Below are 22,239 nucleotides of genomic sequence, written 5' to 3'. Positions count from 1 at the left end.
GGCTCACCTCCCATGCCAGAAATAACTTCGTTTGAAATATGGAACGATGACGGTCTCGACCATGTAGCGATCGGCGTCGCACGCATGGTCATGCTGCTTCACCGGCTTGTCTTCGCCACGATCAGCAGCCTTCTCATCCCAGATATACGAATTCATCTCGCGGAACGTATTGACGCACTTGCTTGACCATTTGATCTTGCCCTCGTCCATCAGTGACATCTCGCTGCGGATGCCATCGAGCACATTATTCTTTGCGTTCCTCACACGAAATCCCCTCTGCTTTAACGCCACTTTGAACGACTTAGCGGATGGATCAAGGATAACTGGCACTGCTGATTTTTCCAGTCCGTTCCGCTCATAGAATTTCTCCAGCTCGTCAGCGTACTGTTCATCAGATAGTTGCGTGTTGGTCTCACTGTCACGTCCCGAATAGTAATACTCATCAGTGGAATACCAGACGCCCCGATACAGGCTCCATCGCTTGAAGGCCGTGGCGTTCATTGTCCCATAGTCGATTGAGACAGCATCTTGCTCATAAACAGTCTCCGCCGGCAGGTCGACGACCATCGTCTCCTGATTGAAATTGGAGTAGATGATCCCTTCGGCCATGACCCATAAGCCTTGGATATATCGCTTGTAGAACACGCCAGAATACTGGCTCTCGTAACGCTGCCGCGTCTCCAAGTCCATTGAAGGATTGTCCGTCATCAGAAAGTGCAGCCGCAGCGCATTGCGTTGTTGAATGCGGTCAATCCACTGGACTTTGAACCAATGGAACGGACCGGCAGGGTTGCAGTTAAACCACAGCTTAGCGCCTGTTTCCGAGTTCCGGGCCGTGGCCTGATTGACGAACGATTCCGGCATTAGGGCAACTTCGTCAAAAAAAAATCCAGCCGTCGTCAACCCTTGTACCAGGTCTTGACTGGATTCGTCTTTGCCGCCGAACAGATAGTAATAGTTCTCTTTGCCGCCTCGACTGATAGTGATCATGTTTTCCGCACGATTGTCTCGCAGATGAAAACCACGACTGGCCAGCATCTGTTTCAGTGGCCCGACCACATTTCGGCGTAACGAGCCGATTGTCTTGCCCGCCATGCCGAACTGCTTACGGTCAAACGTGTGCATTGACCAGAGGACAAACGACATGGACATCACGACCGTCTTACCGGCACGAATTGAGCCATCGGCGATCACCATGTATTTATCCTTAGTCGCTGGATATCGCCACCAGGAGAGGACTTGCATTTGCCGACGAGAAAACGGCTGGAACTTAAACGTCACCGTTTGCTTCGGCCGACGATTGATCATCAGCTGCATCTTGCTTGTCCTCTCCTTCCCACACGTTGGCTAGATTGTGATCAATTGCGTCGATAAAGCCATCGTCGTCCTGATCACCGACTTCTTCCGGATGTAGAATCAGCTTAGCTTGACGTTCCAGCAGATCAGCTTCAATCTTGGCCTTTCGAACCTGTGCTTCGAACAACGGATCAGCTTCCGCCGTCGGATAACGTTTCAGGATTTCCTTTATCGCACCGATCCGCGTCCTGATATTGGCTTCCTTCTTCACGGTATCGAAGTAGTCTGGGCCGGACACCACAACGGTCTCCTTCTCCTCACCACGGGCAATTCGAGTGAGCAGCTTCATGGCTTCGTCGGCCTTCATGATCTTGTCGTCTTCAAGCTTTTTCATGAGCTCATCGACGGCCAGTTTTATCTGAGGTTTTCTGAGGTTCTCAGCACCGGACTGATATGCCGTTTTCTTGCTGTATCCAGCTTCCAGAGCGGCTTGCGTCGCATTGCCCAATTCAACGTATGCAGTAACGAACTTCTGCTGCTTTGCTGTCAGTTTCACTACATATCACCACACCTCCTGCAATTTGGGGCAAAATAAAAAGACGCCCAAAGACGTCTTACAAAATTTTCTCTTACAATTCCTGATGCAGTCTTTTTGCACCTTCAATAATCAGCCTGTCTGGGCTAATCTTACCAGATAATTGATTTGCCACAGCCTTTTGCCCATGTTCTTTCCATTCTTGAAATTGAGCTTTGTACTCTTGAGTTGCTTCCTCAAGAGTACGCGGCCGCAAAACGCCAACATAGTACAATGCCATTAGCCTAAAGGTCGTCTCAGGTTCCATACTTTGGAGAAAGTGTTCAATTATTTGCTCATGAAGTAATTCCTGAACCGTATCGGGATCTTCAGCAGCATATTTTTTCGCAAGCTCCCCTAATTCCACGACAGGCTCTTGCTCACTTTCGTCGGGTTGTGACCTAACCAAAAGGAAATACTCTTGTATCTCTGCTGCCTGACGAGTTTCTTTACTCACGATTATCACCTCCACACAATAGTACCCGATTTAGCAACCAGATACCATAGCGAGGTGACTCATTTTTCAGCCCACGACCGAGTTCAGGTGGTCTTCACATCCTTTCTGATGTGTGGGCTATGCAATCGGCAGGAATCGAACCCGCATGCTAAGACTCAACCAATTTGAGTTACGATTGCTCCCGACACGCTCGCCATGCAGCCCGCGCCAATGGCGTGTGGTAGTGGCTGCATGGGTCATGGCATGAGGGCCCCCGACCTAGTGAGTGCCAGGCTGGATGTTAGACAGCCTGATTCCATTTTTTATTTTAACCGCATCCATGATGTGGCTCTGAACGAGGGGCAATGATGGCATCAGGATTCGGACCCGATTCTAAACTGGTCGATTTCGACCAGTTTGGGCACCAGCCACCACCTCAGTAATTTGGCAAAAATGTATATGCGGGGTAAAGGGGAGGAATACCCTGTGCTTTCGCACAATACAAGAATAACAGTTAAACCCGAACCTTTACTGCCGTTATTCTGCCAAAAGTCTGCCATTCTCATATGCTTCGGCAAATTCTTGGATTGCTGCGTCTAAACCCCGATAATATGTCCGCTCAGGGATGTGAAGATCCATGTAAATCTGTTTGTCGTTTCGTTCGCGCCGGTCACAATACTTGGCCCACAGGATTTGCCGCTTGTATGCGTTCAGCTTATTCATCGCGGCTGCCACATGGGTCAAATATGTCACGGCATCCACGTGCCGTGTAACGTAGTTCTCAACCGGTTCCGGCCGTTTTCCCGTGAAACTCTTCATCTCGAAGGAATATGTGGCCGTAACATTCGGTATGAATCGCTCATCCGCCAGGCGGGCATTACGGCGGTACTCCTTCAGCTCTGCCTCGACATTTCTCTTGGTTTGCTCTTTATTGTACGGGATCAGTTCCATCATGCGGCCACTCTCCTATGCTATAATCAATTGTGACGTGATTCAGGAGAAGGCCGCCGTTTGCGGTCTTTTTTAGTTCTGCAAGACACGTTTGATGATTCCGACACACAAGCCAACGCTGACGCCCAGCCAGATCATCACGGCCGGGAAGCCGAACAGCATGACGGCCCATGCCGGACCGTTCCAAACCCATTCAATGATTTGTCTCATCAGGTGCCTCCACCTTCTCTAGTTCAAAGCCATGGGCCATAAATCCGTTGCCCCAAGCCGCTGCGTCTGGCTCGTCGCCCAGAATGGTCTTGCCAGGGAGTGTGAGATCAATCCACCCTTCTGCCGGCCAGTCAACGTCTTCGATCTGATAAACCTTGCCGCGATACTCCGGAAATACCTTCCCGACATATCGCACAAGATCACCCTTCTTCAATTTATCCATGATCATTCCTCCAACCTAAGGGTGTGTCCTCATACGCCTTGTGCTGCTGCCAGTCGTCCACCATCTGGGCCAGCAGTTCGGCCCCGGTGAGGCGCCACGTGCGGTTCCGCTCATTCCATTCTATGGTTGGCCTCCAGTAAATCCATATTCTCGTAAATATTTCCGATAACGACGGCTCCTCGTTGATCAATGAGCTTCCAGAGAACATATGACCCAGCAACAAACCCAGCATCCTCGTTGCTCCATTCAATAGCCACCCGACCCGTGCGTGGCACATTATCGAGATAAGAAATCATCCGAAACTCGATGACGTCACCCTCAAAGATTTTTGCCCCTTTGGAATCCTTCAATCCCGTGAACTGCCCAAGAGTGCTCGGGTCAATCTGGTGCCCGTTGATTTCAAAGCCGTGATCCCAGACAGCCCTCGGCAAGCCGTAAACCCAATCAGAGTCTTTGGCACTCGTACCTGTGTCCAAATCCTTCCCACGAAACTCAATCTTCCTCATTGCTCTCAACCTCCTATGCCGTTGCCTTGTTGGCAGCCACGGCTGCTTCCGCATCATTCGGGATCTCGAACAGCTGGGCGAAATCGGGATTGCAGACCATGATGCCGTAGCAATACCAGTGCGTTGAGGTGTGGAAGTATTTCCAAATCTCATCCCAAACCGTCCCCCAGTTATCGTCCGTGCGAATAATTGCCGACTTCATGACGCCGTTCTTGGTGATTTCTATCCGATATTTATGCATGCTCATTCCCCCTGATAATTGTTGCGGGCGTCCACTGTCCTGCCCGGCTCCCGTGTGACTGCACGATAGCCCAGAGCATCTCTGACGCTGTCCGGCGTCGGTGTGAATCTCGACCGTGCTGGCCGGACGGTGCGTCGACTTTGGCGTACAGCCGCTTCCAAGCCTTATCTGGACACAGGACGGCATCGACGTGCAGCGTCGTTAGATCGCCGGTTGCCCGCAACTGCTCCACCAGCTCAGGCAGACAAACTAGATAATTCTCATCCCCGTAAAACGTCAGGCCATTGCCGCTGCGGAAGTCTGCCAGGCTCGACTTGACCTCGTAACAGGCGAACGTCCCCAGCTCGACACTGGCCGGCTCAACCACATAATCAGGGGTGAATGGCTTGAATCCCACGAAGTCAATCCGTTTGTTGTGCTGCGTATTCTTATCAAAATTAACCTCGGCGCTCCAGTACATGTTATTGGCATTGAGCCGCTTGACGACCAGCTCGCTTAGCGCTTTGGTGATGTCAGGTCGCTCACTCACCATCGTGGCCACCGTCCTTCACGAAGATGAGCCAGTGCGTCTTGCCACGCTTCTCACCGAACAGTGGCTTGTAGTCAATGTACTTGAGGACCTGTCCGAGCTTGATCTGGTCATCAGACCACTTGAATACCAAGGTGCCCCATGGTTTCAACAACCTCATTGCCTCCTGGAAACCGATAGCGATGTCGGCCGGCCAGGTATCTTGCAGTACACCGTACTTAGCCCGCAGCCAGCTCTTCTCGCCCGCCCGGATCATGTGCGGCGGGTCGAACACGACCAGGTGGAATGATTCGTTCGGGAACGGCAGCCCCTTGGTCCAATCGCCCACGATGTCCGGCTTGATTTCAATCACCCGGTGTCCGCCTTTGCTGCTGGCGTCCGGCACCGTAATTGTCTCAGACCGGTTATCCACGAACGTAGCCCGTGGATCGGCCTTGTCCCACCAAAACATGCGGGATCCAGCGGTCATGTCAAGAATTGGCGTCGTCATCGGCAGCCTCCTGGCGTTCTCCGTAGATCAGCTCGACGGCAATTTGCATCTCCCGAATGGAGCGTAATGGGCCACCACGCCATTGTTCAAACTCTTCGCTGACAGGCAGCCATTCACCGCCGTACTCAAACTCTTTTTTGCGTACCGGTTCGTTGTACCCAAGTACGAACTGCAAGGCCCACGCGTAGCTCAGCCCTTCCTCCATGTATGGCACGACCCAATTGATTCGCTCATGAACGAAAGCGGGCAGTTGCTGATGGGGTGTTTTCCCGTCGGTCCACTGCCATAAGTCTTTCATCGCCTGATCAAATTCATTCATCGTCTTCATCCTCCTTGTTCAGCGACAGCAGCCGCGTCACGTCCTCTGGTTTGTGCCCGTCATAAGCTGGCGACTCCGGCAGCTCGCGCACCCCATCGAATAGATCCCATTGAGACAGCTGGTAGTGATAGGTGTACTGACCCTCTGGTGTCTGAATCCCACATAAGAAATATCCTGGGAAGCCATGCCCATCTGATTGAACCTTGGACCGCCAGCTCTTATCCGGGTATGCCTTGAGCAATGCAGCAAACAGTACTGCGCGATGGAAATACAGGTCGCCGAAGGTGTGACTGCCATCGCTGATGCGGTTTGTTTGGTCGCCGGTCAGTTCCTTATGGATCATCCAATTCAGGCTGCGGATCCGGCGGCTGGGGCTGTGATCAACCTTCTTCTTCGTTGTTTCTTTGTTCATCCCAATACCTCCCGCACGCGATGTGCTGCTTCCCATTTGTGCCGTTCGTTGATCTCTTTGAGACGCTTGTCCATGCCCAGATAGGGCATCCTGGGCCGTTCCGTGTCGATGACGGTCATCGGCTCGGACAGCAAGTTCTTAGCCTTCTTGGGCACCGCTCGGCCCGTTAGCGTGTCCGTGATATACCGATGGGCCTCAGGATAGCCGTCGAAGCGGCCAAAGACCTGCTCGTCCCAGCAGCCGATTACTTCATAGCTCATGACCAGAACTCCCTTCGATACATGTAACGAGCCTGGTTCAGCGCCTCGACTGTTGACTCTTTTGTTTTGATGGTCTCTCGGATTGTCTCACGCAACTCGTCGTCCATCCTCGTTTGCCGCATGTTGTCCCGAGTAGCGGACATGATCCGCAGCAAAACGTCGTCATTCATTCCCGCCAAAATGCACAGGATGAACGGATTGCCTTGGCTGAGCTCGTACAACTGTGCTCGTTCCAGCATTGACAAATCGTCGAGCTTGATTTCGTGGTTATTGCCCATAACGTATTCCCCTCCCGATCCCGTTACAGGATCTCTTCCAGCTGGTCCTTGACGGCGTCCCGCGCTTTGCCCATCTTGGCAGCACTGGCATTGCCCTCAGGGGCGGACCGGATGCTATCTTGGGCCTTGCTCAGCGTCCACAGGGCTTGCCAGGCGACCTCGCCCAGTAAGCGGATCTGTTCGGCCGCCTCGTTATCGGCGTTGGTTTCACCGTGCCAGGTTGGTTCACCGGTCAGCTGCAGCATCAGCCGGCAGATCTCATTGGCGTTCAATTTCTCGTTCATTTGGTTATTCCTCCTCAAATTCCTCTACTTCCAGCACCACGCGGGGCCGGTCGCTGTACTGCTTGACGATATGGGCCTCCACGATCTGATTGTCGTCGTGCCAAACGATCCCCGTGCAGGCATCCGTTACGGATTTGAATACGTTGTCCACGTCCGGCTTGACCGCCGGCCGGATAAAGCCGCTGGCCTTGAGATCCCGTCGGTGTTTGCTCTCGGACTGCTGAATTGGCCGATAGATCCACAGATGGCAGGCGACTGCTCGCTTAGTTGGCAGCCGTTGGCCCATGGCCTGCCTGGCGTATATCGCCACAGTTTGCTTGTAGGCACGTGATTTGGGCGGGTCGTATAATCTTACGTGACCCAAGGCAGCCGTCGCCCTAGGGCGTCCCTGAGCCACAGCCGGCCCTGGTACCTCGATACGGATCATGACTCAGCCTCCCGCCAGACACTTTTGCTGTCCTGGTACCAGCAGCCGTGCTCGATCGTCCAGGGGCCAACGAGGATCACCGAGTGTCCTGCTTTAAGCTCCGGCCGCACCCGCATAGCTGCATTGAGCATGTCGATACTGGTGTAGTACGTCACCTTGCCGGTGTCGACATTGGTCACCCGCCAGTACATCCGCTGATGAGCGTGCAGCCCCAGCAATGCCAGGTCATGCGATACCACCGAGCGGCTGATCCCGAGCTCCATCGCCATATCGACGTTGCGCAGGCCCCGGTCAATCATCTCGGGATAGAGCTGCTTGCGTCGTGCCATCTCCCGCTTCTTGGCGCTCAAATTGGCTGGGCGGCCGGGTGCGTTGTGATACTTGGTCGCGACAGGCCTCCGTTTAGGCTTCGGCTCTGCCTTGGGCTGCTCCTCGCCGATGCCCATCAAGATACGGGCTTGCGTCCACGCCGGATCGCTTTGCGGCACGTCGTTGTCCAAGAGATAATCAATGAGCTTCTGGCCCTGCCGCTTTTCGTTCTTGGTCGGCATGGTGATCACCGCCTTTCAATCGTCCTTCCCACTTGCGGACAGCCGCCCGCAACGGTCCCAGAACCGGTGTCATGGTCTGGTAATGACTCACTTGCTGCTGGAGTGCCCAATCTTCCATGGGTGTAGGTTCAATCTTCTTCATGAGGCTGCCTCCTCGTGTTGAACTGGCTGCTCACCAGCATTGCAGGTTGGGCATGGCTCAACTAACCAGCCGCCAAATGCCTTGGTCCATACAATGCGCCGGCCACCACAGGTCGGACAAGCCTTCTTTGTATCGTCCATTTCAGAACAGCTCCTTCCGCATGTCATCCGTTTCTGCAAACTTGATGATCGTATGGTGCTTGTTGACGCCAAGATACATCCGAGATAGCAGCTTAGGATTATAGATATCCGTCAGCTGTTCACTGGTTAGATTGGTCGTGATAATCGTGCGACCATGGCGTTTGTTCAAGATACCGAACAGCACTTGCTGCACCCAATCAGTGGCCTCATTGCTCTCGCGTCGAAATGACGCCTCAGATCCCAAATCGTCCAAGACCAGCAGATTGACCATACCCAGCAGATGGGTCATGCGGGCTTCGGTGTAAATAGATTGCCGGTTATTGAACGAATCTTTGATCCGTCGTATCAGCTCATTCACACTGACGAACAAGCAGGAAGCGTTCGGCTGAATGTGCTCATTGACGGCCGTCAGCATTGCCATTGCCAGATGGGTCTTCCCAGCTCCTGGGTTACCAGTCAGAATCGTGTTAGCCCGGAACGTCCGATCCAGATACTGCCCAGCAATATGCCGTGCCAGCTGTTTGTTTGCGTAGGCTTCAGTACCCTCGACCGCCTGATATGACTCAAAGGTGTTGTAACGGTTGTCTGGGTCATCAAAAATTGAATCTCGATTCAGCACATCGTGAAATCCGCGCCGGTATTCAACCCAGAAGCCTTGAACGGCCTGGCTGTTGTTCTTGCGCTGAATCCGTTCGGCTGCACACTCGCGGCAAAAGGGTTCTTTACCAGGCAAACGTACCAGATGCTCATCGGGGTGCAACGGACACGTTTCCGGCAGCACCGTGAGTAGACGCATCACGTCGAACGATTGACTAGAACTCAATTCCTGCATAGGATCCTCCCCCTTTGCTCTGCTTGCGTGGCCGACCTGTCTTGACCCGTTTATATTCCTCGTCGGATTGCTTGACCTTCGCTATCGTGTTCAGGTTGGCCTGGTCGCGCTTCTTCATGATGCCGATGAAGTATTTCCATGGGTCATGCATCTGGCTTGACCGCTCTAATGCATCAACGATCACATCCGGTTCAAAGTCCTCCAGATAGCTGTGCAGCAGCTCCTCCCGTTTGGGCGATGTTGATACACTAATGAATTGGGCGTATGCAGCGGCCACTTCCTGCCAACGTTTCAAGAGGGCTTCTTGATCAGCAGGCAATTTGGGTGCGTCATAATGTATGAATGTCTTTTCTTTACTTTCCTTTACTTTACTTTGTGGATTAATGTCGTCATTAACTCCCGTTGAGTGAGGGTTTATGTCTACATTTATCCAGTACAGCGTTGGTTTCTGCGTTTTTCGCCTTTTTACGGCATCGGAGTACGTCTCTTGGATCCGTTGAGAGGTGAGAACCTCAGCCGAGTTGAACAGCTCTTTGTTAAAGACGCCGTAAACAACCAAGCGGTCCACCACTCGCTGAACCAGTTCACCAGTCGCACCTTGGACACGGTTGGCAAGCTGATTCTTGGCGAGCTCATTCCATTCGAGGTAATATCCTTTTCGGTATATCGCCGCGAGCAGAAATACGAAGATCAACGTTCCTTTGGCTCCAAACTCCCCCATAATGGCTTCAGTTTTCTCATTGGTATCGAAATCAACGTCCAGTGGAAAGTAGTCCAGCCCTTTCTTCACAGGGCGTGCCATAGCGTCACCCCCCTACTCAATCAATTCATTCATGCTGATGATCTGTCCCAGATGTTTGGTCGCTCTACAGTAGTCGCACTGCTCACAACGATACGGGTTGGTCTCACCAGCAATGACCTGTTCAATCCGTGGTTGGGCGTCCAGCAGCTGCTGCATGGCCTCATCCAGATCATCTTGGGGTATTGCCACAAAGGCTTTGTCCGGCGGGTCTTGCTTCGTCACAGCGACCAGAATCGGTGCTGGGCGAGTGCCGTAGTTCTGCCGAATCAATTCTTGGTAGACGGCCATCTGCAGCGGGTAGCTATACGCCTCAACAAACGACCCCCAGTGACCACGATCGCCGGCCTGGATCCAGTGACGTTTGTGCAGATCTTCAGTTGTCTTGAGATCCAGAAAGAATGATTTGGTGGGGTCAAAACAGTCAACTTTTCCCATCCAAGGCATCCCACCAATTTCGCCAGTCAGGATTTCTTCCTTGTTCCCCTGATAAACCTTCCGAAATGTTTGGTCGTCATCCAATACCTTGATCATTTTGTCGGCCTTGGGATAGTCCGCATACATCTCGTTGGTGAGGACGATCTTCTTCTTGGTGTTGTCCTTGCCCTCTATTTCTCGGATTTCGACGCCATCTTTTTCATCCTTTTTGGTAGCCGCTCTGGGCTTGTAAATTGACCAGGCGTTAGCCTTGATAAACTCCTGATGGGCCTCGGGACTCTCAAAGTAACTATGGAGATAGTTCCCGACCAAGAGGGCCGTTGGACTACGTTCAAGCGTCCATACCCCTCTCAGTTCGGCCAACGCCTCGGCTTCGCACGCCAGAAACTGTTTGAACAGGGTCGCTGACATGTAATGCTGATTGGCTTCCCGGCTGTAATAATTGGCGTCAGAAAGCCGGAAGGTCTTCATCGTCGAGGCTGGTTTGCTCTGGCTGCGGGTCTGGGATTGGCTCATCGTTCTTCACATCCTTCCGTGACTTGGTTTCCTCTGCCTGGCCTGGGGCGTTCAGCAGGTCGTCGATGTTGGTGGGCGTGACGTCCTTCTTATCCGTGTTGTCGTACTCGTCCGCTGTGGTGTCGTTGATGGCCTGGATGAGCAGATCATTATCCGAAGAAGAGTTGATGAACCACTTAGCCGCCCGATTAAGCACCGTCCGCAAAGCCATCTGATCCGGGTATTCCTTCTGGACCTTGGTGGTCTTGGCGTGGCTCCAGCTGGTGTCGATCTGTTTCTTGGTCATGACCGTGTAATTCGTGACGCCGTTATTGTCCACGATGGCCGCGAAGGCGTAAGCGATGGGCTTGTCCAGGTTGTCCACCGATGGCTCGTAGGTCTTGACGACCATGCGGCCACGCTCCGACCCAATCTCAAACCGGTCGCCCTCGCGAACCACCTCCGCCCACACGTCCTTGACGTTGTCCAGCCGTTGGAGGATGGCCAGGCTACCGAAGTATGACCGCATGAGCGTCAGGTTCCGGCCGTAGGGAATGAAATACACCTGGTTCTTTGCCGGGCTCAATCCCTGCACGGCCATACTCAACAGTGCCTTGGCTTGGCTCTCTGGCGTCGTCTTGGCGACCAGAGACTGACCGTTACTCGTGTCAGTCAACTGTAGCCAAGCCATATTGAGCGCGTTGGCTGCGTTGTATCCGGCCGGAAGGGCCATCTTTTGTTCCTTCTTCATGGCGTCAATGCGGTTAATTACACCGGCGACGAGTTCGTTAGTTGCCATGTTTATACCTCCCCAACTTCGTAGTGATCAGCGTCGTAATACAATTCCATCGGCGCCTGGTCAGCGTCTTCCAATCGGTCCAGATAATTCTCCAAGGTGTCCTCGAAGTCGAACTGCAGCACCCGCTCGATATCGCCTGCCCCCATCGCCCGCTCGATCATGTTGCGGATGATGTCCGGATTGATGATCTGGCTGTCCTTGCCGAACTGCCGCAGCAAGAAGTCTGCTGGTTCCTCGTGCATGACGCGGCGCAGATATTGGACTGGACCAAGCCGCCGGATCTCACTCCGGAAAAACTGTTTGTCGCTCGCCGTGTCGTAGGACAGAATGGCAGCCTCTTGTTTACTGCTCCGGCCGTGATACAGGAAGGACCAGACCGGATCGCCTGGATAGACGTTGTTGCCAAGGATATCGACGATCACGTCGCTGTCGTCGTTCTGACGGTCGTAGGCAGCCCCCAGGGTGTAATTGCTTGCGTTAATTTGCATTGTTCAAACCTCCATTTATTTGATAAACTAGAGGAGAAATAACTATTGCAATGCTTATTTCTCCGGCCGTTGACGGTTGCCTCCGTCAGCGGTTTTTTTGTTGTCCTGAGGAAACATCAACTTGAATACTGCATGCTGAGCTTCCCTAAACGCGTCCATACGAGCAGTCCAAACGGTCTGTTCCTCGCTAGTCATGGGTCCGCCATCCAGCTTCTTGAGCTCAGCCAGATACAACTCAGTGATGGCGTCATATGCTTCAATCATGTTTCTCCTCCTCTGGGTTGTAGTCGTCGCCCAATCCGAACCATTCAGGCCGGATCAGCAGCGTCGTGATGACCGCTGTCGTGACGACCGTCAGGATTAACAGCAGTGCTAGGTTGCTTGATGTGATCATGGCGCTCCCTCCTACGCGTGCATCGTGTTGGCTTTAAGCCAATCGCGAACTTCGCTATACAGGTACGCCTCGGTTTTCTCGCCCTTCAGGTGATATGGAAATCCAGGCTGCATCCGCCACTGGTCAACCGTGCCGCCCCCGACGCCCAATGCTTTGGCGAGCTTGGCCCGCGTGAGCAGTTGCTCCGGCGTCTCCGGCGTCGGGATCCGGTTCGCCACCTGCTTAGCGATGGCGTCGATGAGCTTGCCCTGAAATTGCTCATCAGTGGGAAAACTGACATTCACATCCATTCAGATCACCACCCCTGATACGTGCTCTAACGCACTGTAAATTGTCGAACGATGTCGTAGCTCGGATCCCGTCTCTTCTGTCAGTTCCTTGTAATACCGCTGCATCTCGTTAACTTCTTCAGGCGTCCATAATTCTGGGGATTTGCGCATGACTCTTTTTGCGTCTGCTTCCATGTCCTCACGGTCCGCTTGTTCTTTCTCCACATCAATCAGCGTATTCAATGGCTCTGGGCTGGCCTGGCTTTGGTAATCCAGCTGAGTGTGTAGCAAGTAGTCCGATACGTGATAAGTGAAGTCTTGGTCTCCAAGCTCATTGGCGATTGCGACCAACCAGCGAACTGGGATTGACTTGCGCTTGAAGATATTGGAGAGATTCTGTGGCGTAATGCCAATTGCTGCCGCCACTTCACTTTTCTTTCTGCCGAGGCGCACAATTTCCTGGTCGACTTCGTCACTGATGTTTATTTCCTTCATTGCAAGTTCACCGTCTCTCTTTTTTATGAACTGCTCGACAACTACATGGTTATCGGCAATTTTCAACGATTGATACGTCATTTCACACCCTTTTCAGCTATCCTTAAATGGTAGAAGGAAGCTGTTCTCCCTCACGAAGGAGCAGCAAGGTCGCAGTTGACGGGTGCCAGTTGCCGATATATTCGTCGGCTTTGTCAAAGTCCCGCTTACGCAGCTGCGTGCGTGTCTTAATCCCGACATACTCGTTCATGCCACGGCTGACGTCTTTATAAAGCAATCCACGCTGTTTCTGGGTCAGCTGGAGATGGTGAACGTTCACATAGCTCTCGACCACGTTTCGGACCTGACGGCTGATATAGCTGTATTCGCCGGGAGCAATCGGAGCATTCTTTTCAAGATCAGTGACCCGACCGTCGAGCTTCTTGACTTTCTCGGCACTCCTATTGGCCACTTTCATGGTTAGGGCGAGCTTTTCCTCTGGTGTCTGAGGCAGTGCTGTGAGTTGCTTGTACCGGCTCTCCACAGCGATGAAATACTGGCGTGCTTGCTTGCCCTTATCAGTTCGTTGGATCATTGCAACTTCCTTGGCCATGTCCAGGGTCATAACGTATTCAATACGTGGACGCCCGCCATTTGGGGTTTTCACCGAAATTGGGGAAAAGTCTTTGCCGGCCTCAAATCCATATTCAGCCATGTCTTTGAACCACGAAGAGAAATCTTTACCGACTTCCAAGAAGTCATGTAGGTCCCGGCCGCTCACTGCGACCGTGCCATCATCTTGCATGATGGTTTTGATTAGTTTATTCATTTCGTAGCCTCCTCTTTGCTACGTTTTGTATCAATTAGCGGCAAAAAAATATCTGGAAACAGCTTATTCGCGGGCTGTTGATAATAGTCCACAAACTTCTTAACTACCCCATATCCGGGACGACTCGCCCCAGATTCAAGCTTACGCACGTATACCTCAGAGATACCAATACTTTGGGCTAGTTGTGCCTGTGTTTTGTCCCGTTTTTCACGCTGTGCGCGAAGCACTGTCCGCTCGATGATAACCACGTCCTTTCTGATACATTCCGTATCACAACCATTATAATACACGATACATTTTGTACCGTCAACACTTTTTTTGATATTTTTTGTAGCACCGATACAATATGTACCGTTTACGTGATATTATGCCCTTGGAGGTGCTTGCAATGATCGGAGATCGTCTTAAAGTCTTGCGCTCGTCCCTTGGAAGAACACAAAAAGAGGTCTCAAAAGCTGTCGGCGTTTCTCGTGCGGCATATTCTCACTTCGAGAATAATCGAAACGAGCCAGATGCCGAGACCCTCGGTAAATTAGCCAGCTATTATGACGTCACGACTGATTATTTAATTGGGAACACTTCCGAGAGAAAACCTAAGAAGGTCGACATCGACGACGATGACGTCATCATGACCTACCAAGGGAAGCCAATCCCGGACGAAGACCTCAAGATCATCAAACGGCTGTTGGGAAGTGATCGTGACGATGGATGAAGAATATCAGGAGCTCTTCAACCAGGTACTCGATTACGCACGTCGACACGGTGTCGGCTTCATCCTGACCAAAGAACTACAGCCCGACACGCCGTCTGTTAGTGACCCGGCCAAGTCCCTTGTCGTAATCAACATGTGCTGGCGAGATCAGAATCAATTACCCTACATCGCCGCCCACGAAATAGGTCACTGTTTGGACGGTGACGGCTCATCGATCCTGTATTTCACAACAACCGCCAACCACAGCAAGTACGAGTATCATGCTAACAAGAAGGCGTTTGAGATCCTCCTTCCACTGACTATCGATGGCGACTGTCAACCGGATCAGATCAATACGGTAGATTGGATGGACAAGATGCACATTCCATCCTGGGAGGCCGACAGTGTCCAAGAATCCGTGGCCGAGTATTTGTTCTGAAGCGCAAGAGTGTTTACCGTCCAAATTCTGACGACGTTAAAAGCTGAAATTGAAGAAAAGAGACGGTATACATGGATAAACGCAAACTTACGCTAGTGGCTTTATTATCAATCGCTGTACTTGCTCTTTCCTCCTGCAATAGTACCCACTCGCAAAGCTCTGCTAAGGTGTCAAATGGAGTCTCAAAAGAGCTTACTTTTAAGGGAAGCTCTACTGACCCTGCTGATTCCGCTAAATCTGTGCCGGTGAATCACATTAGCTATCCCATTATCTCGAGCAACGCTTACTCTCTTGATGCGTTTGATAACTCATGGGCTGGGGCCAACGTGACTATCGATCAAGTCAACGTAATCAAGACAAAGGCATTTGAGGATATTCGTACCAAAAAAGTGTATGAAGGTGTCGTTCTCGTTCACTTCAAGATCAGGGCAGCTCGTGAGATTACAATTTACCCTACCCGCGGCTTTCTCAATACCTCAGATGGTCAGCACGAAGTCGCAGATGCATCCAGTAGCGATCAATTTGACGGAACCTTTTCAGCAGGCAAAGAGAAAGAGGGATTTGTACTCTGGACAATACCTAAGATGTCTTCCCCTAGCTCGATTAAGTCTCTACAAATTGTTTTCAGTGCCGACTACAAATTAACCGATGACAGCAAATTAGCTGCGACACAAGGATTCTCGAACAAAACTTACAATTTCAAAATCAGCTTGTAGAACCAGTATGGGTACGCTGATTCATTCTAATACGCTGTGCTTGCTTCAGACTTTTTCATTTGCGCCGCCTCTGGGCACAAAATAGCCTTCGCGGGAGGATAATTAGAATGACTCATTCGTCCAAATTCTGACGACGTTAAAAGCTGGATATTTTGGAGGAAAAATGGCAAAAAGAAGTAATGGTCGGTGTCTACAAATTCAAAGGGGAGAATCCAAATGAGTACATTCGACGAATCGAGTTTGAGTGAAGATGACGTGCAATACCTTTTGAATGCACTCAAGCATCCCAAAGAACAACTAAAAATAGATGAAATTAGGACAAAAATTTCTGAGTCTGTCACCCTCCTCGGAGGATCAGAAATTGATGGCAACGCAGTGATACTTGGCATTGTCGATGATATCGAGTATATTTTACATATCCACTGCGGCGATGCACTGCTTCCGATTGAATCATTGTCCTACAGTATTCACTTACGATTCAAACAAAGTAATCTGCATCTAGCGCGGCTCGACATCAATCAACGCCATAAGAACCCTTGGGAAAAAACGGCCAAACGATATTCACACATTCACATCTACACCCCGGAATATGCGAATAAAGGTCGTGTCGCTATTCCCATTGACGTCAACGAATTTCCTAACATCAGTAATATTGCTAGAACACTTGAAGACTTCTTCAAAAAGACAAATATAAGAACCTCTTAACAACCGTCGAAAGGAGACCTTGCCATGGACGAATTCAACGCTTCCAACCTTAAACGTGAATATTTTGATTGGCTATTTGAAGAAGAATCATTTAACGATGTTGGCTCCCATGATCGATCAGTTGTGAGAATAGAAACGCCGTTCTTAGATGATTCCTTTGATGGTGTAGATATGTACGTTTATCCTGAGGCAAATGGTCAAGTCCAGGTAACTGATAACGGTGAGACGCTTGACAATCTCGAAGGGCAAGGAATTTTTTTTGATAACCGTACTACGACTAGAAATAAAATTTTAACTGATATCCTTGAGTCTTTTGGGATTGAACGTGCCAGCAATTCAAAAAAACTCTATATTGTTTCACATCGTGATCAATTTCCAGGTGCTAAGCAACGGATGCTCCAGGGGATACTCAGAATCATTGACTTAACCTTTACTGGAACTAATAATGTCAAAAATCTATTTCAAGATCAAGTAGAGGCCTTACTCAAAGATAAGGGCATTCTTTTCAGTAAGAGCCGCGCAATCGCTGCTCCAAATGGTCTCTCATTCATTTTCGACTTTATCATTCCAACAGCTAAAAATGGTGACACCGTAGTTAGAACTTTTCACAGCCCACAATTCATTAATGGCGCGAAGGTATTCTCATGGGATGCAGAACGCATCAACAGGTACCCTTCTATTCGTCCAGGGAAATATATCGCCGTCATAGACGATGATGCTGAAACCTCAACTCCTGATTGCATTCAGAAATTTAAACAAACACTTGCTGATGATACTGGTGTCATCATTAACGGAATCCTGTTCTCTGAAATGGCCGATAGTATCAGCGCTTTCTCCAATACGCCAGCCTGACTTTGCCCCGTCTCGGGGCTTTTCTTTCACGCCTATATCGAACTGATGTGTGTACCGAGCGCCAAAAAATACACAATTCAGGGAGGAATACCAACATGCGAAAATATACGCCCGTACCGCGTCACCCCAATATTTATGAGTATGACACGGCCAAAGGGAAACGATATCGCGTCCGCCGAACATTCAACAATAGTGTAGGCAAACGCGACGAATTCAGCCGCAGCGGGATCCGTACCTGGCGGCAAGCCGATGCGGTACTGAAACAATTCGAAGCTACGCTCAGCACCAACGAGATCAACCCGCTTACCCATCGCGGCGTGACTGTCGGAGAATACTTCGACAAGATGGTCAAACGACGGGAGGAGCTCGGCATCTGGCGAGAATCCACAATCAAATCCCAGCAGCAATACTTCAACAAGCATCTGCGCCCGGTCTTTGGTAATACGCCCCTCGCCGACGTTAAGCGAGCCAGCTACCAGCAATTCATTGACGGCAAGGTCAAAGCGGGGTATGCCCAGACAACCGTCAACACCATCGATGCCGTCATGCAGCACATCTATTTTGACGCCGAGAATAATGACATTATCGACAAGAATCGCCTCAAAGGGATCAGCATTCAGGGAGCCGTCAAACCCCGCAGTCAGTCGCTCTCGGTCAAGGATTACGATACGTTCATGAAGACGGCCAAGACGGTGCTTTCAAAGTATCAAATGACGATGCTCTACCTCATGACCCTGGGCGAGCGCCGATCTGAACTGGCCGGCTTACAGATTCGATCATTCGTCAAAGGCATCGACGACATCGGCACGTATTACGCCATCACGTTCTATGTGGCCCGTACCCAGTACGCGCCACTTGGCGGGCCTCTGAAAACGCCCAGTGCCAATCGAACCATTTATGTCCGGGGTGAGATCACCAAGTACATCGACTACGCTCTGGCCCGGACGAAGGAAGCGTACCTCAAATCCGGGCGCCCTTTCACCGAGAAGACGTTTTTATACCTCGACGAACGGACCGGCATGCCAATCTTCCCGGGCAACATCAACCGGATCCTTTTCCAGCGAGTCAACGATAAGGCTGGCGTCACCGTCCGCCCTCACATGCTGCGGCACTACTTCGCCACCCACGCAAAGGAAAATGGGCTGCCTGACATGGCAATCATGCACTGGCTCGGCCACAAAAACGTCGAGATGACCAACGAATACACTCGGCCCACCGAGGAAGGCGCCAAGAAGGTCTTCGACGGCATGAGCAAGGATCTCTTTGGCTGATATGGAACACAATATGGAACAAAATGGAAATGTTCCATACGCCGTTCCATATTTTGGTGGAACATAATGGAACCCTGCGAAATTTGGGCAAAAGAAAAACCGCATCCCAACGGCCATAACGGTCGTTGAGATGCGGTATTTTTTCTCAGAATTGAGGATGGCTTACTTAACAGTAACCGTAGCCCCTACTTCTTCAAGCTGAGCCTTCAGCTTGTCAGCGTCATCCTTAGAAACCTTTTCCTTGATAACGGTCGGAGCATTATCAACCATGCCCTTAGCGTCCTTCAGGCCTTGGCCAGTGATTTCGCGAACAGCCTTGATGACCTTAACCTTTTCTTGGCCAGCTTCAGTCAGCTCAACGTCGAATTCAGTTTGTTCAGCACCAGCGTCAGCACCGCCAGCAGCACCAGCTGCAGCAACAGGAGCAGCAGCGGAAACGTTGAATTCTTCTTCAATTGCCTTAACTAAGTCGTTCAATTCAAGGATGGTCGCACCCTTCAATTGTTCGATAATGCTTTGTGTGTCTAAAGCCATATCTATTTACCTCCGAATTTTGATTACGATTTTAAAAACTAGGCAGCCGGTTCGTCGTTCTTGCTGTCGGCCACCGCATTGAGGGCGTACGCAACATTGCGAACAGGTGCTTGCAGAACAGATAACAGCATGGACAGTAAGCCTTCGCGGTCCGGTAATGTGGACAGCTCGGATAATTGATCCATGGATGCAACCTTGCCTTCGATCATGCCGCCTTTAACTTCCAAATTCTTGGCAGTCTTAGCGAACTTGTAAATGACGCGAGCCGGTGCAGCAACATCTTCATAAGAGAAAGCGACAGCAGTCGGGCCGGTGAATGTATCATCCAAACCTTCGTAGCCAGACTTCTCAGCGGCACGACGCAGATACGTATTCTTGATAACTTCCAGCTCAACGCCTTCGTCACGCAATTGCTTGCGCAGCTTCGTGTCTTCGTCAACAGTCAGACCCAAGTAGTCGACAACAACAGCAGACTTAGCACGGCTGAACTTGTCCGTTACTTCGTCAACAACTGCTGCCTTTTTGGCGATCGTTGCTTCTTTTGGCATGTGATTCACCTCCATTGGTTGATTTATCAGCTTTTCTTTGCCATAAAAAAACTCCATGCCTGCCTAGACATAGAGTACACTCCGAATTAACTCCTCGGCGGGATATTAAGGCCTCATCAGCCACCCGAGTCTTAGGCAGAAAATAACCAAAGAGAAGCATAGCACGGAAACTTAGCCAGCGTCAATAGCAAATTTCAAGCCGAAGAATTGAAAAACACGGATGAAACGTGTATTGTTGTCTCTAAACAATAAAAGTCTGAATGACTTTTATTTAATAAAGGAGCGGTTCTCATGGCCCATACCAACGAAGCGTTATTGATCATCGATTACACCAACGACTTTGTCGCCGACAAGGGCGCCTTGACCTGCGGGGCACCGGGACAGAAATTAGCGGACAACATCATTGCCCTCGCCGATGAATTCCGGGACCAGGACGGCTGGGTGTACCTGCCCACCGACGTGCATACGCCCCACGATCCCTATCATCCCGAAAGCAAGCTGTTCCCGCCCCATAATGTTCGGAACACTTGGGGACGGGAATTTTACGGTCCGCTGAAGCCATGGTATGCGGCTCATCAGGCTGCGGAACGGGTGACTATGTTCGACAAAACCCGCTATTCCGCCTTTGCTGGGACGGCGCTGGATCTACGGCTGCGGGAGCGCAAAATCGACACCGTGCACTTGGTCGGCGTCTGCACCGATATCTGCGTCCTGCATACCGCCGTGGATGCCTACAACTTGAACTACCAAATCGTCGTCCACCAGAATGCCGTCGCGGCTTTAACGCCCGCCGGCCAGGACTGGGCGCTCGGTCATTTTGCCCACGTGCTGGGTGCGCAAGTTACGGATTAACTTAAAGAAGGGTTTTAATTCTTATGACAATGAACCACGCGTTACTGACTGATCTCTACGAATTTTCCATGGCCAACGGTTATTACGCCGCCCTGCCCCACGAAGATCAAGCGGTCTTCGATGTGTTTTACCGCACCGTGCCGGATCACGGCAGTTTCGTCATCGCCGCCGGCCTGCAGCAGGTCGTTGAGGCCCTGGAGAACTTCCGCTTCGCCCCTGACGATATTGACTATTTGCGGTCGCTGAAGCTGTATTCGGAGGATTTCCTGCACTACTTGGCCACTTTACACTTGGCCTGTACCGTCACCGCCCTGCCGGAGGGGACGCCCGTCTTTCCCCGGGAGCCGCTGCTCACGGTGCAGGGCCCATTGATGCAGGTACAACTGTTAGAAACGCTGCTCTTGAACCTCGTGAATCATCAATCTTTGATTGCCACCAAGGCTCGGCGGATCACCGCCGCGGCAGAGGGCCGGCCGGTCATGGAGTTCGGTGCCCGGCGCGCCCAGGGCCCGGATGCCTCCGTCTACGGCGCCCGGGCCGCGGTCATCGGCGGCTGTGCCAGCACCTCCAACGTGCTGGCCGCCAAACTCTTTCACATCCCGGCTGCCGGCACCATGGCGCACAGTTGGATCGAATCTTTCCCCGATGAACTGACCGCATTCCGCGCTTGGGCGAAGATCTACCCGGATAACAGTGCGCTGCTGGTGGACACCTATGACGTCCTGGCCTCCGGCGTGCCCAATGCCATCACCGTGTTCAAGGAACTGCGCGCCGCCGGGCACAAACCGGTCGGTATCCGCATTGATTCCGGGGACATCACCGCGCTAGCCAAAGCCGCCCGGCAGATGCTGGACGACGCCGGCTTCCCCGAAGCCAAAATCACGGCGTCCAATGCCTTGGATGAAACGGTCATTCAATCCCTGCTCAAAGAAGGCGCCCCGCTGGATAATTTCGGCATTGGCGAGAAATTGATCACCAGTGCCTCGTCCCCGGTCCTCAGCGGGGTCTACAAGCTGGCCGCGTTACAAGTCAACGGCCAATGGCAGCCGAAGATCAAAGTCAGTGCTACCCGGGAGAAAACGACCCTGCCCGGGCACAAGCAGGTTTACCGCCTCTACCATCCAGGCAGTGAGCGGGCCTTTGCCGATATCATTGCCCTGGCGGATGAAACCCTGCCCGCCGTCATTGCAGCTGTGAGTGCGGATCCCCAAGTGACCCACGCCCGGGTAACGCTGAAGAACTTCACCGCCGAGCCGCTGCTCGCCACGGTCCTGGCCCCCGGCCACACCAGCGCCGTGCCCACCGATGTCTTTGCCATCCAGCAGCATGCGCGGGAAGCGTTGACTCGATTGCCGGAAGCCACTCAGCGGCTGGTCAATCCAGATTTGTATCCGGTGTATCTAACCCCGAAACTGGCGGCACTGCAACAACAGCTGATCGACGCGCACCACGAAGACTAATTAAGAAAAGGACTTGGACAACACTCCGGTATTCTGATGTAACGAGTGCCAATGCGTAGCAAGCGGAGCATTGGCACGGCATATC

Annotated in this window: 39 protein-coding genes and 1 other annotated feature; of the genes, 8 read left to right on the top strand and 31 right to left on the bottom strand. The window is 51.7% G+C overall.

Going from position 1 to position 22,239, the window contains the following annotated elements; translation table 11 throughout:
* Positions 1-3: 3 nt before the first annotated feature.
* From FMM01_RS02070 to FMM01_RS16735, 29 genes are all read right to left on the bottom strand, one after another.
* On the bottom strand, positions 4-1,317 hold the full coding sequence (locus FMM01_RS02070) for a PBSX family phage terminase large subunit (protein WP_150391556.1): 1,314 nt from the start codon (positions 1,315-1,317) through the stop codon (positions 4-6).
* Positions 1,271-1,852, bottom strand: coding sequence for a terminase small subunit (locus FMM01_RS02065; protein WP_150391555.1), 582 nt, complete (start codon positions 1,850-1,852; stop codon positions 1,271-1,273). Before FMM01_RS02065 ends, FMM01_RS02070 begins: the two co-directional genes overlap by 47 nt.
* Before the next feature lie 73 nt (positions 1,853-1,925).
* The gene (locus FMM01_RS02060) at positions 1,926-2,327 is read right to left on the bottom strand and encodes a hypothetical protein (RefSeq protein WP_150391554.1); all 402 of its coding nucleotides are present in this window, start codon (positions 2,325-2,327) and stop codon (positions 1,926-1,928) included.
* Between the two features lie 516 nt (positions 2,328-2,843).
* The gene (locus FMM01_RS02055; RefSeq protein ID WP_150391553.1) at positions 2,844-3,260 is read right to left on the bottom strand and encodes an ArpU family phage packaging/lysis transcriptional regulator; all 417 of its coding nucleotides are present in this window, start codon (positions 3,258-3,260) and stop codon (positions 2,844-2,846) included.
* Between the two features lie 69 nt (positions 3,261-3,329).
* Positions 3,330-3,467 (bottom strand): hypothetical protein, encoded by a 138-nt coding sequence (locus FMM01_RS16155; RefSeq protein ID WP_190973433.1) that lies wholly within the window; start codon positions 3,465-3,467, stop codon positions 3,330-3,332.
* Positions 3,451-3,690 carry a hypothetical protein gene (locus FMM01_RS02050; RefSeq protein ID WP_150391552.1) on the bottom strand — a complete coding sequence of 80 codons (240 nt, stop codon included), beginning with the start codon at positions 3,688-3,690 and terminating at the stop codon, positions 3,451-3,453. The genes FMM01_RS16155 and FMM01_RS02050 overlap by 17 nt, the downstream gene beginning before the upstream one ends.
* A 110-nt stretch (positions 3,691-3,800) precedes the next feature.
* Positions 3,801-4,196, bottom strand: a complete 396-nt coding sequence (locus FMM01_RS02045) for a YopX family protein (RefSeq protein ID WP_150391551.1) — start codon at positions 4,194-4,196, stop codon at positions 3,801-3,803.
* A gap of 13 nt (positions 4,197-4,209) precedes the next feature.
* The gene (locus tag FMM01_RS02040) at positions 4,210-4,437 is read right to left on the bottom strand and encodes a hypothetical protein (protein WP_150391550.1); all 228 of its coding nucleotides are present in this window, start codon (positions 4,435-4,437) and stop codon (positions 4,210-4,212) included.
* Positions 4,430-4,966 carry a hypothetical protein gene (locus FMM01_RS02035; protein WP_150391549.1) on the bottom strand — a complete coding sequence of 179 codons (537 nt, stop codon included), beginning with the start codon at positions 4,964-4,966 and terminating at the stop codon, positions 4,430-4,432. The genes FMM01_RS02040 and FMM01_RS02035 overlap by 8 nt, the downstream gene beginning before the upstream one ends.
* Complete coding sequence (locus tag FMM01_RS02030; protein ID WP_223849989.1) at positions 4,959-5,456, bottom strand: SAM-dependent methyltransferase; 498 nt, start codon at positions 5,454-5,456, stop codon at positions 4,959-4,961. The genes FMM01_RS02035 and FMM01_RS02030 overlap by 8 nt, the downstream gene beginning before the upstream one ends.
* On the bottom strand, positions 5,437-5,775 hold the full coding sequence (locus FMM01_RS02025) for a hypothetical protein (RefSeq protein ID WP_150391548.1): 339 nt from the start codon (positions 5,773-5,775) through the stop codon (positions 5,437-5,439). The genes FMM01_RS02030 and FMM01_RS02025 overlap by 20 nt, the downstream gene beginning before the upstream one ends.
* On the bottom strand, positions 5,768-6,187 hold the full coding sequence (locus FMM01_RS02020) for a WDGH domain-containing protein (protein ID WP_150391547.1): 420 nt from the start codon (positions 6,185-6,187) through the stop codon (positions 5,768-5,770). The genes FMM01_RS02025 and FMM01_RS02020 overlap by 8 nt, the downstream gene beginning before the upstream one ends.
* Entirely contained in the window at positions 6,184-6,447 is a 264-nt protein-coding gene (locus tag FMM01_RS02015) for a hypothetical protein (protein WP_150391546.1), read from the bottom strand. Before FMM01_RS02015 ends, FMM01_RS02020 begins: the two co-directional genes overlap by 4 nt.
* Complete coding sequence (locus FMM01_RS02010) at positions 6,444-6,725, bottom strand: hypothetical protein (RefSeq protein ID WP_150391545.1); 282 nt, start codon at positions 6,723-6,725, stop codon at positions 6,444-6,446. Before FMM01_RS02010 ends, FMM01_RS02015 begins: the two co-directional genes overlap by 4 nt.
* 23 nt (positions 6,726-6,748) lie before the next feature.
* Positions 6,749-7,009 carry a hypothetical protein gene (locus FMM01_RS02005; RefSeq protein ID WP_150391544.1) on the bottom strand — a complete coding sequence of 87 codons (261 nt, stop codon included), beginning with the start codon at positions 7,007-7,009 and terminating at the stop codon, positions 6,749-6,751.
* Positions 7,010-7,013: 4 nt separating this feature from the next.
* Complete coding sequence (locus tag FMM01_RS02000; protein ID WP_150391543.1) at positions 7,014-7,436, bottom strand: RusA family crossover junction endodeoxyribonuclease; 423 nt, start codon at positions 7,434-7,436, stop codon at positions 7,014-7,016.
* Positions 7,433-7,987, bottom strand: a complete 555-nt coding sequence (locus FMM01_RS01995) for a hypothetical protein (RefSeq protein WP_150391542.1) — start codon at positions 7,985-7,987, stop codon at positions 7,433-7,435. Before FMM01_RS01995 ends, FMM01_RS02000 begins: the two co-directional genes overlap by 4 nt.
* Complete coding sequence (locus FMM01_RS01990; RefSeq protein WP_150391541.1) at positions 7,944-8,129, bottom strand: hypothetical protein; 186 nt, start codon at positions 8,127-8,129, stop codon at positions 7,944-7,946. The genes FMM01_RS01995 and FMM01_RS01990 overlap by 44 nt, the downstream gene beginning before the upstream one ends.
* 141 nt (positions 8,130-8,270) lie before the next feature.
* Positions 8,271-9,101, bottom strand: a complete 831-nt coding sequence (locus FMM01_RS01985; protein WP_150391540.1) for an ATP-binding protein — start codon at positions 9,099-9,101, stop codon at positions 8,271-8,273.
* Entirely contained in the window at positions 9,082-9,903 is an 822-nt protein-coding gene (locus FMM01_RS01980; protein ID WP_150391539.1) for a Lin1244/Lin1753 domain-containing protein, read from the bottom strand. The genes FMM01_RS01985 and FMM01_RS01980 overlap by 20 nt, the downstream gene beginning before the upstream one ends.
* Before the next feature lie 12 nt (positions 9,904-9,915).
* Positions 9,916-10,854, bottom strand: a complete 939-nt coding sequence (locus FMM01_RS01975) for a PD-(D/E)XK nuclease-like domain-containing protein (protein WP_319592877.1) — start codon at positions 10,852-10,854, stop codon at positions 9,916-9,918.
* Positions 10,787-11,632, bottom strand: coding sequence for a recombinase RecT (locus FMM01_RS01970; RefSeq protein WP_150391538.1), 846 nt, complete (start codon positions 11,630-11,632; stop codon positions 10,787-10,789). Before FMM01_RS01970 ends, FMM01_RS01975 begins: the two co-directional genes overlap by 68 nt.
* Before the next feature lie 2 nt (positions 11,633-11,634).
* The gene (locus tag FMM01_RS01965; protein ID WP_150391537.1) at positions 11,635-12,120 is read right to left on the bottom strand and encodes a hypothetical protein; all 486 of its coding nucleotides are present in this window, start codon (positions 12,118-12,120) and stop codon (positions 11,635-11,637) included.
* A gap of 54 nt (positions 12,121-12,174) precedes the next feature.
* A complete protein-coding gene (locus FMM01_RS01960) occupies positions 12,175-12,384 on the bottom strand; it encodes a hypothetical protein (RefSeq protein WP_150391536.1) in 210 nt (69 codons plus the stop codon).
* Entirely contained in the window at positions 12,377-12,514 is a 138-nt protein-coding gene (locus FMM01_RS16150; RefSeq protein WP_190973432.1) for a hypothetical protein, read from the bottom strand. Before FMM01_RS16150 ends, FMM01_RS01960 begins: the two co-directional genes overlap by 8 nt.
* Positions 12,515-12,525: 11 nt before the next feature.
* Positions 12,526-12,804: a helix-turn-helix transcriptional regulator gene (locus tag FMM01_RS01955; RefSeq protein WP_150391535.1), complete on the bottom strand. Its 279-nt coding sequence runs from the start codon at positions 12,802-12,804 to the stop codon at positions 12,526-12,528.
* A complete protein-coding gene (locus FMM01_RS01950) occupies positions 12,805-13,359 on the bottom strand; it encodes a helix-turn-helix domain-containing protein (protein ID WP_150391534.1) in 555 nt (184 codons plus the stop codon).
* Positions 13,360-13,381: 22 nt separating this feature from the next.
* Positions 13,382-14,086, bottom strand: a complete 705-nt coding sequence (locus FMM01_RS01945; protein WP_150391533.1) for an antA/AntB antirepressor family protein — start codon at positions 14,084-14,086, stop codon at positions 13,382-13,384.
* Positions 14,083-14,313 carry a helix-turn-helix domain-containing protein gene (locus tag FMM01_RS16735; protein WP_057822027.1) on the bottom strand — a complete coding sequence of 77 codons (231 nt, stop codon included), beginning with the start codon at positions 14,311-14,313 and terminating at the stop codon, positions 14,083-14,085. The genes FMM01_RS01945 and FMM01_RS16735 overlap by 4 nt, the downstream gene beginning before the upstream one ends.
* 161 nt (positions 14,314-14,474) lie before the next feature.
* On the opposite strand from FMM01_RS16735, the gene FMM01_RS01935 reads away from it, so the two are divergent.
* The 6 genes from FMM01_RS01935 to FMM01_RS01910 all read left to right on the top strand — a co-directional run bounded on the left by FMM01_RS01935 (position 14,475) and on the right by FMM01_RS01910 (position 18,760).
* The gene (locus FMM01_RS01935; RefSeq protein ID WP_150391532.1) at positions 14,475-14,798 is read left to right on the top strand and encodes a helix-turn-helix domain-containing protein; all 324 of its coding nucleotides are present in this window, start codon (positions 14,475-14,477) and stop codon (positions 14,796-14,798) included.
* Positions 14,779-15,216, top strand: coding sequence for an ImmA/IrrE family metallo-endopeptidase (locus tag FMM01_RS01930; RefSeq protein WP_150391531.1), 438 nt, complete (start codon positions 14,779-14,781; stop codon positions 15,214-15,216). The genes FMM01_RS01935 and FMM01_RS01930 overlap by 20 nt, the downstream gene beginning before the upstream one ends.
* Before the next feature lie 71 nt (positions 15,217-15,287).
* Entirely contained in the window at positions 15,288-15,932 is a 645-nt protein-coding gene (locus FMM01_RS01925) for a hypothetical protein (RefSeq protein ID WP_150391530.1), read from the top strand.
* A 216-nt stretch (positions 15,933-16,148) separates the two neighbouring features.
* Positions 16,149-16,637 (top strand): DUF6978 family protein, encoded by a 489-nt coding sequence (locus FMM01_RS01920; RefSeq protein WP_150391529.1) that lies wholly within the window; start codon positions 16,149-16,151, stop codon positions 16,635-16,637.
* Positions 16,638-16,661: 24 nt separating this feature from the next.
* A complete protein-coding gene (locus FMM01_RS01915) occupies positions 16,662-17,489 on the top strand; it encodes a DUF1828 domain-containing protein (protein WP_150391528.1) in 828 nt (275 codons plus the stop codon).
* Between the two features lie 95 nt (positions 17,490-17,584).
* On the top strand, positions 17,585-18,760 hold the full coding sequence (locus tag FMM01_RS01910; RefSeq protein WP_150391527.1) for a tyrosine-type recombinase/integrase: 1,176 nt from the start codon (positions 17,585-17,587) through the stop codon (positions 18,758-18,760).
* 162 nt (positions 18,761-18,922) lie between these two features.
* Here FMM01_RS01910 and rplL read toward each other — a convergent pair whose 3' ends face one another.
* Together rplL and rplJ are read right to left on the bottom strand one after the other, a co-directional pair.
* On the bottom strand, positions 18,923-19,294 hold the full coding sequence (rplL, locus tag FMM01_RS01905) for a 50S ribosomal protein L7/L12 (RefSeq protein WP_027828844.1): 372 nt from the start codon (positions 19,292-19,294) through the stop codon (positions 18,923-18,925).
* Between the two features lie 38 nt (positions 19,295-19,332).
* Complete coding sequence (rplJ, locus tag FMM01_RS01900; RefSeq protein ID WP_027828845.1) at positions 19,333-19,842, bottom strand: 50S ribosomal protein L10; 510 nt, start codon at positions 19,840-19,842, stop codon at positions 19,333-19,335.
* A gap of 36 nt (positions 19,843-19,878) precedes the next feature.
* Positions 19,879-19,996 (bottom strand) — a sequence feature (ribosomal protein L10 leader region).
* 137 nt (positions 19,997-20,133) lie between these two features.
* Between rplJ and FMM01_RS01895 the strand changes: the two genes are divergently transcribed.
* Positions 20,134-20,694, top strand: coding sequence for a cysteine hydrolase family protein (locus FMM01_RS01895; protein WP_150391526.1), 561 nt, complete (start codon positions 20,134-20,136; stop codon positions 20,692-20,694).
* A gap of 23 nt (positions 20,695-20,717) precedes the next feature.
* Complete coding sequence (locus tag FMM01_RS01890; RefSeq protein WP_150391525.1) at positions 20,718-22,154, top strand: nicotinate phosphoribosyltransferase; 1,437 nt, start codon at positions 20,718-20,720, stop codon at positions 22,152-22,154.
* Positions 22,155-22,239: the final 85 nt, after the last annotated feature.

Source organism: Schleiferilactobacillus harbinensis, from assembly GCF_008694105.1.
GTDB classification, from domain to species: domain Bacteria; phylum Bacillota; class Bacilli; order Lactobacillales; family Lactobacillaceae; genus Schleiferilactobacillus; species Schleiferilactobacillus harbinensis.
Note: the sequence above shows the minus strand (reverse complement) of the source record. Positions and strands in the feature narration are given on the sequence as shown.